Origin of the sequence: Mesorhizobium sp. M7A.F.Ca.US.002.01.1.1 (assembly GCF_004022955.1) — a bacterium.
Classification (GTDB): Bacteria; Pseudomonadota; Alphaproteobacteria; order Rhizobiales; family Rhizobiaceae; genus Mesorhizobium; species Mesorhizobium ciceri.
Window position 1 is genome coordinate 1 of the sequence record NZ_RZQE01000168.1, and the last position, 11333, is coordinate 11333.

Genomic DNA, 11333 nt, shown 5'->3' on the forward strand with positions numbered 1-11333 from the left:
ACCGGTCGGGAGGCTGACAGCCCGATGCCTGAGATGCCCGAGATCGAGCGTCAGATGGACCGGCTGAAGATCGAGCGCGAACGGCTGGGCGCCGTCAATCTGCGCGCAGAGGAAGAGCAGAAGGAGCTTTCCGACCGGCTGGAGGCGATCGTGTCGGAGCGCGAGGACATCATCGAGGCGATCCGCAAGCTCAGGCAGGCGATCCAGAGCCTCAACCGCGAAGGCCGCGAGCGGCTGCTTGCCGCCTTCGATGTCGTCAACGGCCATTTCCAGCGGCTGTTCTCGCATCTGTTCGGCGGCGGCACGGCGGAATTGCAGCTGATCGAATCCGACGATCCGCTCGAGGCCGGCCTCGAAATCCTGGCCCGCCCGCCCGGCAAGAAGCCGCAGACCATGACGCTGCTGTCGGGCGGCGAGCAGGCGTTGACGGCGATGTCGCTGATCTTCGCGGTGTTCCTGACCAATCCGGCGCCGATCTGCGTGCTCGACGAAGTCGACGCCCCGCTCGACGACCACAATGTCGAGCGCTTCTGCAACCTGATGGACGAAATGGCCGCCACCACCGAGACGCGCTTCGTCATCATCACCCACAATCCCATCACCATGGCGCGCATGAACCGGCTGTTCGGCGTCACCATGGCCGAACAGGGCGTCAGCCAATTGGTGTCGGTCGACCTGCAGGCGGCCGAGGCCATGCGCGAGGCAAGCTGACCCAGGTCAGCGCTGGCTGGAATGGGCCGCACCGGAGCAATTTCAGGAAAAGGGTGCAAGCGGTTCTCGCTCGGCAAAAAATGTCAGGGCCGCGGACTGTGCCTGTGCGAATGATGTTTGGCCGGGGACCAGACGAAATAGAGCGAGCCCAGTTTCAGCACAGGCACCCTGTGATCCCGCTCGCGATCACGCAGTTCCCGGTAGGTCTTCACCTTCAGTGTGCCCCCCGGCAATCTGATTCGCAAAGCCATGATGCATAGAGCTTACGTGCTTTCTCCAGACGATGGAAGATTCATTTCAAGTTCCTCATCAGTATTCGAGCTCCTGGAGGGGCGATCAGGAATTGTACTGGGCCACCAGATGACGAAATATTTGCCAAACTGCCAGACCGGGACTTCGCCCTTGTACTCTCGCCGCCGCAACTCATAACGTTGCTTGACCTTCAATACACCGCCCGGAAGCCTGATCTTGATCGTCATCGTCCCTCAATACTGATGGCGCACTTCCTGGGTGCCGCGCCCAAAATATCTGTCCGGCCAAGTTAGAAAAATCGCTCACTCTCGGATCGGATCGTTGCAATCCGATTTCGCTGAGTCAATGGAGCCGAGGGCGAACTCCTGTGGCTATCGGCGCCGTGCAGATAAGGCTTGAGAGCGGGCTCAACCTCTGCGCCGCAAGATCCAGTTCACACAGATCACGGCCACGAGGCCACATGCGATGCCGGCGCAATCGGCAAACCAGTCGAACACATCCAGATCGCGCCGTATCAGCGCCGTGCCCTGCAGGACCTCGATCGCCGCTCCAATCATGGCCAGGAAGACGATTAGTCTTGCTTTTCGATCGGGCCAGCCGAGCCCTCCAAGGAAAGTCATGACGGCAAAGGCGCTGGCGTGGTTCAGCTTGTCGGAACGGAAACCGATATCGATCCCGTACTCTTCAAGTCGGGGTATAGGCAGCAGTGCAAGGGCAAGAACAGCGGCAAGCGTGGCGAAAAAGGCGATCCGTTCGACGGCTGGATAAAATCTCATTCTGTTCCAATCTTTGCCTAGCCGCCGGGAAAGTCGAATCCGGCTCGGTATTGGCAGTTCAGGCTGAAACTCGGATCGACGGCGTTGTTCTTCTAAAGCCGCAATTTTTGCTTGAGCTTTTTCAGCCAGGTCTGTTCCGCCTCATCCTGATTTTGATGCGCCGGGACGTAGCGCGGCCGTATCTTTTTTCCTTTGATGTAGAATGGCTTTTCGACTTCTCCAACCAGATTGACGAAAAGCCGGGATTTGTTGGTGGGTTGGCGGACTGTGACGCCGTGGACCGATTCAATCGAGTTGATGAACAATACAAGAATGTTCTTGTCGTATTGAACTGTTTCGACGCATTCCAAATGGGTGTCGTCGACATAGGCATCATTGAAGAGTGTCGCTTTGGCTTTCAGCGTGGCGTATTTGGACTGGAAACGACTAATTGTCAGGTCCCCGCCAACGGCATCATAATCTTCCGGCCTCATATAAAACAGGCCAGAAAATAGCTTGTCGCCATTGTCGATGTGGCTTGTCCGCACCGAGCCGGCATTGGTCACCGGCGTGTTCCCGCTGAGCATCGCATCCATCAGTATGTCGCGCGTTGCATAGGTGTCACTAAACCTGATGCCCGCTTTCATATTCTTGAGGCGTTCATAATTGGGGTAATAATCAGGGTAAAGCTTGTGAATATCGTCGTAGAACAGGTCGGCGACCTCGCCGAAAAATGCTTGCGATACATGGTAGGCGATAAAATCGCGCCATATTTGCGGCACGGCTTCGTTCGACCGAACGCGGTGGGCCTCATAATCCCACCTGGTGTTGTTGCGGCGTGTATCGATTTCGAGCGTTTCCGGAGCGGGAAACGTGCCGTCCAATTCCTGGTAGAGATCGAGGGGAAGGGCGTCGCGCAGGATGATGTGTGGAAACGGCTCCGATCGAACGTCGGCCTTGGTGGCTCGTTGAAGGACTGAAAGCGGCTTTGACATCGATGGTGTCCCAGATCGAGTTTGTCCGAATTTGGACAGCGAGGATCGTGTTCAACCTGTTCGGGTTACCGCCTTTCAACGCATCCCTTTCTGCGTCTCGTTCAAAGATTGGAGCGTTGAAAAGGGCTCCGCATGGGCTTTTACCATTTCGCTCATTAGAATATCCGCGCCAGTCATGAGGGGCACCAGGGTTTCCGCAAAAGTGTATGTTTTGATGCCGTAAAGCCACTTCAGGTAAAGAAGGGCAGCTGACGTGCCGGAGACGCAGCCAACGATGTTCATCCGGGATACGAAAAGCTCTATCGGATATATGTGTGGCAGGTTAGCTTCCATGATCCTGGTGTTGGCGTCGGCCGTCACATTGCCAACTGCATCCAGCAATTCGGGGAAAAAGGGCTTGCTTATTCTGGGATGTTCCTTCCAGACGACGTCGTATCCCCTCTCGACGATCTGCTCCGCAATTCGTCTATAGATCGCCGCCTCTTGCGCGTACGACATTATGCGGTTTCGCGACAATGCCTGGCCGAGCAGCAGGATCCGTGGGTTGGCTGACGCACGGCAATGTTCATCGCCGCCGGAAAGCGCATCCCTGCAGGCTTCACCTATTACGTCGCGCATCAGCGAAGCGCCGACCTGAAATCTTGGTACGTTCTCCAGTGCATCGTGAATGGGGATTTCGTGAAGCAAAGAATAAAACTTCGTCACCCGTCTCAGATGGTGTCTTTCTATCCTGTCGGCCGCTTTCCTCAATCGGAACGCCGGTGAAATTGTAGAGAGTCCTGCAATCAAGACCGCGGTGATGCGTCGTCGAAACCTTGTGCCCGGCGGCCGTGCCATGGTTGCCATCTCGAATGGAAGGTATGACGTCAAGCCATCCTCATACAAAACGATCTTGGCTTCAGGGTATGAATCCAGCAGTATTTTTTCCGACGGCCGGTTAACGAAGCAGGCCCAGATTTCAGCTACGGAACTCGCGTCGAGACCAATTGTGTCTCGGATCAGACGATGGATCCGGAAAATTTGCAGTTGCCCATATTTACGCTCGGACGTCAGAAGGTCGTACGCCCATATGATCCGTCTCCAGGTCCATACTTTAGACGCAAGTTCAGCAAGACCGGTCTTGAAATGCTCGGAAACGCCGGCCGTTTCATAAAGCAGGAGATAGTCCTCATGCTCCTGATCCGCCGGGGAGCTTCCATCCATTGTTGATTGGCGAAGTGAGGCAACCAGGCTGAGCAATTGCCAGCTGCCAAAGACGCAGCATATTCGAGCTGGCAATTTAAGATCTCCAGATCGGATGGAAATAACGCTGCATGTTCCGCGATCTCAACCGCAAAATTGCTTCATATCCGACAGGCCGTGTGGCTCGGGGCGTCCCACCCGCTTCGTAATACTGCCTATCGCGTCGGTAGGAAATATCTTTCAGATGGCGGGTCTAACGTCCAAGACAGGCTAGAGTTCCGCACAATAGGCAGGCGAATTCACTTCAACTGAGCGGCAGAGACCTGTCGAGATCCGGCAATAGCACCCGGTGCGGCAGACCGCTCATGCGGTCGTCTTGCTGCTTCGGGTCCCTCTCGGCACCAAGAGCACGAATTCTCCCGGTTCTCGGGAAGGTCGTTGCCCGGGAAAGCGGGTTTCGCTGCCCCCAGTCAAAAGTAAGCTCCAGCCATGAACCGGAGCTAGATGATGACAGAGGCAGAAACCAGAATGTTTCACACACTTGATGTGCCAGCCGGTCCGGTGTGGCGGCCTGCAATCCCGGCCGACCTGACAAGGCAGGGCATGTGTGGGCGCATCTGCGCATCATGCCCGATACAAAGCCCGCACTGCCCCTCGAACGCCCTTGAGGCCGACGCTTCGGCGCAACGTCCCCGGTGAGCAGGCCAGAGCAATTCTAGGAAAAGTGTGAAGCGGTTTTCCGGCCAAAATTGCCTCAAAACAAAGAGTTAGAGCAGCTCGCCGTTTCCGTGAAACGGTGAACTGCTCTAAGGGCGGCGCCAGAAAATGCGCCGCCCTGTCGGAGGGGTCGTCCGCGATCAGGCGGCGAGCCAGGCCCGTGTGAAATCCTGCTCATAGGCCTGGTGCATTTGGTAGCCCATCAAGGAAGGTTTCATATGGCAGAACAGCTTTCGCCAGTAAGGCTGAACGATGATGCCGGAATCCTGCAGCATGACCTGGAGTTCCTTCATTACCACACGGCGCTGCTCCGGATCGGCGATGGAATTGGCCTTGTGGACCTTGGCATCGAAGTCTGGATCGGCGAACCCCGTCTCGTTCCATGCCGAACCGGTCTGATAGGCAAGCGCATAGGTCTGGATGCCGAGCGGTCGGGCGTTCCAATTGGTCGTCGCGAAGGGATACTTCGTCCAGTCGTTCCAGAACGCCGATTCCGGGATGACGGTGCGTTTCACCTTGAAGCCGGCGTCGCGCATCTGCTGGGCGACGGCATCGGAGCTTTCCTTGCGGTAGTCGGCTTCGACCGAGATCAGATCGAACTCGAAATCGAGCTGGCCGGCTTCCTTGAGCAATGCCCTGGCCCGGGCCGGATCACGTTTGATCGGCGGCAGGTCGGCGTGTTCGGGATGCATCGGTCCGACATGATCGTTCTGCGCGACGATGCCCATGCCGTCGGCGCCCAGTTGCAGCACCGCTTCGTTATCGACCGCAAGCTGTATGGCGTTGCGCACGCGCTTGTCGTCATAGGGTTTGGCGTTGACGTTGCAGCGCGAGACCAGGGTGGCGGCGGTGACGATCTCGCTTTTCTTCAGGCCCAGCCTGTCGAGCATGGCGACGTCATAGGACTGCGTCTGGCCGTTCAGGTCGATCTCACCGGATTCGAAAGCGGAGACGGTGGCGGCCGAGTCGGTGCCGTAGTCGGTCCAGTCGATGCCGTCGAGGAACACCTCACCGCCCCACCACGACCCGTCCGGCCGCTTGCGCACCGAGGCAGCAACGCCGACATCGAGTTTTTTAAGCTCGAATGGACCCGTGGAAACGGGGTTGGCCGACAGTGGCGCTGCCTTCGGATTGAACGTGCGGTGGACGATCAATGCCGGGTAGTCGGTCATCGCAGGGATAATGGTGATGTCGGGCTGCGACAGTTTCAGGACCACGGTGTGGTCGTCGCGAACCTCGATGGCACCAGTGCGCGCCACCTTGGTGTCGGGATCGATCAGGGCGGTCATGCGCCCCGCCATCGAGTTGCCGGCGGCATCCTTCTCACACCAGCGCGTGATGTTGAATGCGACATCCGTGGCGGTGAAATCGTCGCCGTTCGACCACTTCACCCCTGGGCGCACCTTGAGCACATATTCCGTGGCGTCCGCATTGATCTCCCAGCTCTGCAGCAGCACCGGCTCGAAGGTGAAATCCGGCTTCCAGCGCACCAGCGGTTCGAGAAACTGCATGGCGATGTTGCCCATCTGCGAAACCTTGAACTTGCGCGGGTCTTCCAGCTCCATCACCTGCATGGCAACACGCAGCACGCCGCCCTTTCTGGGTTGGGCGGCTTCCTCGGCCCGCGCCGGAACCGGTTGACCGATGAGCCCATAGGCAATCGCCGTGCTGGCACCGAAGGCGCTGGCCAACGCCAGGAACTCGCGGCGGCCAAGCGCGCCGCTCTTCGCGCCTTTCGCAAATGTGCCGATCGCCGGATGAAGAGGTCTGGATGTCATATCGGTTCTCCCATTGTTGATTTTACGCCCAAATTCGGTGGAATGCCCTTGCCGCGTCGTTGCTGGGCGCTGTTTTCTACAAGACGCAGCCGATGGCGGCGGGGCCGCGACGGCGAGGGGAAGGCAAGATGAATCTTCTGACGGCGATGCGGGTGTTCGATCGGGTCTGCCTGCTGGGCAGCCTGTCGGCGGCGGCGCGCGATCTCAACATGTCGACGACGGCCGTCAGCCGCACCATCAAGGAACTGGAAGACGACCTCGGCGTCCGGCTCATCAATCGCACCACAAGGCGCCTCAGCCTCACAGAGGCGGGCCGCGACTATGCTCCGCGTGCCCGCATCCTGCTCGACGACATTTCCGAACTGCAGGATTCGACGCGCGGCCTGCACAAGGAGACGCGCGGCCTGATCCGGGTTTCCTGCTCCAATGTTCTGGGCCACACGCGCATAACCAAGCTGGTGCCGAAATTCCTCGAAGAGAACCCGCTCACCACGATCGAGTTCGACCTCACCGCGCGTTATGTCGTCGGCATTGTCGAGGAAGGCTACGATGTCGCCATCCGCTTCGGCGGTCAGGCCGATTCCGCCTTGATTGCCCGCCGGCTTGGGGAAGTTCGCAACTATGTCTGCGCCACGCCCGATTATTGGGACACAAACGGCCGCCCGGTCCACCCGGATGAGCTGGCAAGCCATTCCTGCGTGCTGAGCAATTTCGCCAAGCGGCTTGGCACATGGCCTTTCATCGGACCAGACGGCCCTTTCGATGCGGCTGTCGGCGGGCGCATCTCGACCAACAGCGTCGAGGCCGCCTACCAGATGACCACCGCCGGTTTCGGCATCGGCAATCTGCCCAGCCTGCTGGTCGATGCTGCGATCAGCGACGGCCGGCTGGAAGTGCAGCTGGATGAGTTTCGCCCCGGCTCCAGCCCGATCTACGCACTCTATCCGCACCGCACCTATATTGCGGCCAAGGTGCGCGCGTTCGTCGATTTCCTGATCCGCGAACTGTCGGCCGACTTCACCGCATGAAATGCTGCCGGATTGCCGGCCAACGCCGTCAGGGGCCTGGCGCGAACGCCAGGCCCCTGCTGCCCCCGTCGCCCGACGCGGCAGCGTCATTTCCACCAGGCGGTGGTGTCGTACATCGGTCCCGGCTCCTCGAAGAGCTTTTCGTATTTGCACAATGCCGGCGTCTTGCCGAGCGGCACCGAAACACCGTCCCTGAACGCCCATTCGCCACGTTGCGTCGTATCCGCCCGCACATAGCTGGACAGTGCAAAGGCGCGGTCGTGCTGTGACCTGTTGGGCGAGGAGCCGTGCACGGTGAGCAGCCCCCATAAAGCAAGATCGCCCGGCTCCAGCACCAGCGGAACGATGGTCGCCGGGTCGATGCCGACCTTGCGCAACTCTTCTTCGGCGGTCAGACCCTTCATCAGCTCGCCGGTTCCCTCGTCCGACAGGCCGAGATAGCCGAGCTTGTGGCTGCCGGGCACGACCTGAAGGCAGCCATTGTCCAGCGTCGCCCGATCGACCGCGAGGCCTGTTGTCACGGTGGCGTCGGCGACATTGTCGAAGGCGGCCTGGTTACGAAAGCGCAGATCCTGGTGGAAGCGATAACCCGTGACATTGGCGCCGGGCGGCTTCCAGTGCAGCTGTTGGGCGATCTGTTTTATGTCGCGACCGATCAGACCCTCGAGCAGCTTCAGATAGTCGGGATTGCGGCGGAACTGCTCGAAATAGGAATTCATCCAGGAAAACCAGTAAGCCTGCAGCACATAGCGTTGGCCAAAGTCCGATTCAGGCAGGATCTGGAAATTCAGGTTGCCGTGCCGGAAGGTGGCGTGATGCTTGAGGCCTTCGGCATAGACCGCATCGGTTTCCTTCTTCAGCCGGATCATCTCGTCGCCGTCGACGAATTGTCGAACGACCGCATATCCTTCCTCGCGGTACTGCTCCACCGCTTCGCGTGCCTGCCTGTCCGTCAGCATATCCGTGACAACCCCCGTCTGTGATCTGTGTCGATCGTAACAAACGGGTTGCCGGCGATAAGCCGTGGATTTTGGCATCGACTTTCCCGATTATCGGGAAATTGAGCGGGGCCTCAAAGGTGCATTGGCCGCAACCGGCTGATCAGATACGTGCTGCGCCGTTAGGCCCTAAAAATAGGTTCGCGGCGCGACAAGGTTCTTCTGCTGGCGAACATAAAAACAATAGAAGCCGAACGCCGCGGCAAACCACATGAAGGCCTCACCCATGGCCAGCCGGTTGTTGGAATTGGTAAGGATGCTGAGGGCGAAGAAAACCAGTGTGGAGATGTAGCAGGACCATGCGGCCGGAGCGACAAGCTTGGCTCGCATGGCCAGCAGAACCTGCCTGGCCGACCAGGTGTAGAGAAAGGCAAAGAACGCCAGTCCGACCAGACCATAGCGCACGGCAATTTCCAGATAACCATTGTGGAAGACGTTTAAGATCATGGGATGATAGGTTCTGTTCTCCCACTCGGTCAGCCAGCTGGAACTGGCTCCGAAGATCGGGTGGCGTTTCCAGATATCGATCGCATCCGCCCACAGCATCAGCCTTTCCTTGGCTGCAAGCGGAACCGCATCGCTCGCGATGGCGCGGTCGAATGCGGGAAGGACGCCATGCCTGAACACATCCGGAACCAGGGTTTTGACGAAGGTCATGGTGTCGCCGGCGGTGGACGAGAAGATGTTGTGTGTTGCGACAATGCCGGCCGCCACGATCGCCAGCACGCCACCCGAAACCAACAGTTCGCGGCGATGGCCTCTCGCCAGGGTCATGACCGTCAACAGGAGCAGCGCAAGCGCAAGCGCAAGCCACACGCCCTTTGACCGCATCTCGATGATATTGACGACGGCAAGCAGCAGGACGGCTGTCGACAGCGCCCAATAAAGGTTCTTGGTTGCTTTCCCGAGGTCCGTTCTCTGGGCCGTGTAAGCCATGAATTGCAGCGTGCAGAGGAAGATGAAACCGGCCGCCACCGACGCGTGGATGGGATTGTTGAAAAGCCACGGGGCCGGTTGGATATCCTGAAACATGTTCGAACAGGCGGTGTCCGCCGCCAGGAAGACAAGACTGAGGATCATGAACCAGAGGACCAGCCGTGCGGGCTGCCTGACAAACAGCAGAAAGGCGAATCCGGTCGTCGCATAGAACAGCGGAAACATGTAAATGCCTTCGGCGCCACCCAACTGGTGGGTGCCGAAATAGACGATCGCCAGTCGTATGAAGACATAGAGCGACCAGCCCAGACACAGGAAGCCGACCCAACCGATCAGTGGTTTGCTGTAGGTCCACAGATCCACCCTGAACCAGCGGATGACCGCGACCAGGGCCAGCGCCAGGCCCGCATAGCGGTAGGTGTCTGCCTCACGCCACACCGCGGAAACCATGGCCAGAATGGCGAGTGCCGCAAGCAACAGAAGCAAGGTGTGGCGCGGCGCGTTGTCCTTGGCATAGTCCAGGGTATCTCGCGGCAAAGGGGGCCGCAGCAGGACGTGATGCAGGCGGCGCAGCTCGTCACCGGCCCGCAACACCCCGGCACGTAGCCGGCTCGGCCCCCCCAACCTTGCGGATTTGTAGCTTCCCGAGGGACCGGCTATGCCGGAGATCTCGCTGCTGGCGGCGAAGCCAAGCACGTTTTGGCGGGCGGAATAGACCTTCAGGCCGGTATCCCAAAAGCGTTCGAGCGCGACGTCCCATGGCATTTTCATGACGGCGAGCGCCGACAACAGACCCTGCGCGCCCTCCCGCGTCACCAGATAGGCGGCGGCCGAGCCTTGCGGGCCATGCAGCGCACGACCGATCTCGTCGCCTTCCGCCGTCTCGACGGCGCGCATGAAGAAGCTGATGCGATGGTTGATCAGTTTGATGACGTCGAAATCCGGCACCGCCGCGATGATGGCCTCGATGCGCCGCATGGTGTTTTCGCTGAAGAGGACGTCGTCCTCGACGATCAGCCCATGGGCGCTGCCACCGGCCACGAACGTTTCCAGCGCCTGGATATGGCTGCGGTAACAGGCATATTCGCCGGAAAGGATGTCGCGCCCGCTCAGCTTGCGTGCGGCTGGCAGATCGATCTCCGTCCAGGCCTCTTTGGCAAGCGCACGGCCGTCGACGGCGGCAATGCGCTGCAAGGTCAGGCCTGCCGCTTCGGCGCTTGCGAGCAATTCGCTCCAGCGCTGGGTCTCGCGATCGAGGTTGATGGCGAAGATAGGAAGGTTCATTGAAGTTCCATGTTGAGCCGCCACCCACCCGGCCGACCTATGTATGGAAAGAAGGAGATGTTCAAGGCGACACTGTCCAGATCATGTGCAAGACCTGAATTTGCCGCGATGGCTTTGGCTCATCTGAATTTATGACACAATCGAACTGTTAGCCGATCGGCTTCATGGAAGATCGCAAAGGTACTCTCGGTCCTAAGTGTCCGGAACGGACCTGAGCGGGATGGCTGGGGCGCCAGGATTCGAACCTGGGAATGTCGGTACCAAAAACCGATGCCTTACCACTTGGCGACGCCCCAATTGCCGTCAGAGTCGCTTGTGCGGCGCGTTATTAGCAGAGCAGCCAAAAAGCACAATGCCCCATGAATGGTGGTGAGAACGCCTGTTTGGGCAGCAAAAGCAACGCCGCCAGACGGCACGAGCTGGCTATTCGGACCACACCGCCATCTCGTTGCCGGCCGGATCGGCAAAGTGGAAACGGCGGCCGCCAGGGAACGCGAAGATCGGTTTGACGACCGTGCCGCCGGCGTTTTCGACAGCCTCGAGGGTCGCCTCCAGATCCCTGCTGTAGAGCACCGGCAGCGGCTTTGATGGCGCTTCGGCGGCGTCGGCCTGAAAACCCCCGTCCAGGCCTTCGGCAAAGGCCGAATAGGTCGGCCCATAGTCAGTGAACGACCAGGCAAAGGCGGAACTGTAGAAG

Annotated in this window: 10 protein-coding genes and 1 tRNA gene; 2 read left to right on the forward strand and 9 right to left on the reverse strand. The window is 59.2% G+C overall.

All coding sequences use genetic code 11. From position 1 onward, the window contains the following. A partial coding sequence (locus EN932_RS17615) for an AAA family ATPase (protein ID WP_164890518.1) occupies positions 1-711 on the forward strand: 711 nt, incomplete at its 5' end. 263 nt (positions 712-974) lie between these two features. On the opposite strand, the gene EN932_RS17620 is transcribed toward EN932_RS17615, so the two are convergent. The 5 genes from EN932_RS17620 to EN932_RS17640 form a co-directional block, all read right to left on the reverse strand. Continuing rightward, the gene (locus EN932_RS17620) at positions 975-1190 is read right to left on the reverse strand and encodes a hypothetical protein (protein ID WP_082826424.1); all 216 of its coding nucleotides are present in this window, start codon (positions 1188-1190) and stop codon (positions 975-977) included. Between the two features lie 180 nt (positions 1191-1370). After that, positions 1371-1739, reverse strand: a complete 369-nt coding sequence (locus EN932_RS17625; protein ID WP_013532752.1) for a hypothetical protein — start codon at positions 1737-1739, stop codon at positions 1371-1373. A gap of 92 nt (positions 1740-1831) precedes the next feature. After that, entirely contained in the window at positions 1832-2713 is an 882-nt protein-coding gene (locus EN932_RS17630) for a hypothetical protein (protein WP_127369182.1), read from the reverse strand. 75 nt (positions 2714-2788) lie between these two features. Then, positions 2789-3991, reverse strand: a complete 1203-nt coding sequence (locus tag EN932_RS17635; protein ID WP_245465026.1) for an alpha-2,8-polysialyltransferase family protein — start codon at positions 3989-3991, stop codon at positions 2789-2791. Between the two features lie 761 nt (positions 3992-4752). After that, entirely contained in the window at positions 4753-6390 is a 1638-nt protein-coding gene (locus EN932_RS17640; RefSeq protein WP_127369181.1) for an ABC transporter substrate-binding protein, read from the reverse strand. Positions 6391-6518: 128 nt separating this feature from the next. Between EN932_RS17640 and EN932_RS17645 the strand changes: the two genes are divergently transcribed. Continuing rightward, positions 6519-7418: a LysR family transcriptional regulator gene (locus tag EN932_RS17645; RefSeq protein WP_013532748.1), complete on the forward strand. Its 900-nt coding sequence runs from the start codon at positions 6519-6521 to the stop codon at positions 7416-7418. 86 nt (positions 7419-7504) lie between these two features. Here the strand turns inward: EN932_RS17645 and EN932_RS17650 are convergent, their stop codons facing one another. From EN932_RS17650 to EN932_RS17665, 4 genes are all read right to left on the reverse strand, one after another. Further along, entirely contained in the window at positions 7505-8377 is an 873-nt protein-coding gene (locus EN932_RS17650) for a phytanoyl-CoA dioxygenase family protein (protein ID WP_245321922.1), read from the reverse strand. A gap of 168 nt (positions 8378-8545) precedes the next feature. Next, positions 8546-10636: a glycosyltransferase family 25 protein gene (locus EN932_RS17655; protein WP_063171674.1), complete on the reverse strand. Its 2091-nt coding sequence runs from the start codon at positions 10634-10636 to the stop codon at positions 8546-8548. A gap of 221 nt (positions 10637-10857) precedes the next feature. Further along, positions 10858-10932 (reverse strand) — tRNA-Gln (locus EN932_RS17660). A 127-nt stretch (positions 10933-11059) separates the two neighbouring features. Continuing rightward, the coding region (locus EN932_RS17665; protein WP_128368949.1) for a VOC family protein at positions 11060-11333 on the reverse strand (274 nt) is incomplete at its 5' end.

Excerpts from the sequence above, each read along its gene's own strand:
- EN932_RS17620 (WP_082826424.1), bottom strand. The coding sequence starts at position 1,190 with ATGACGATCAAGATCAGGCTTCCGGGCGGTGTATTGAAGGTCAAGCAA.
- EN932_RS17625 (WP_013532752.1), bottom strand. The coding sequence starts at position 1,739 with ATGAGATTTTATCCAGCCGTCGAACGGATCGCCTTTTTCGCCACGCTT.
- EN932_RS17630 (WP_127369182.1), bottom strand. The coding sequence starts at position 2,713 with ATGTCAAAGCCGCTTTCAGTCCTTCAACGAGCCACCAAGGCCGACGTT.
- EN932_RS17640 (WP_127369181.1), bottom strand. The coding sequence starts at position 6,390 with ATGACATCCAGACCTCTTCATCCGGCGATCGGCACATTTGCGAAAGGC.
- EN932_RS17645 (WP_013532748.1), top strand. The coding sequence starts at position 6,519 with ATGAATCTTCTGACGGCGATGCGGGTGTTCGATCGGGTCTGCCTGCTG.
- EN932_RS17650 (WP_245321922.1), bottom strand. The coding sequence starts at position 8,377 with ATGCTGACGGACAGGCAGGCACGCGAAGCGGTGGAGCAGTACCGCGAG.
- EN932_RS17655 (WP_063171674.1), bottom strand. The coding sequence starts at position 10,636 with ATGAACCTTCCTATCTTCGCCATCAACCTCGATCGCGAGACCCAGCGC.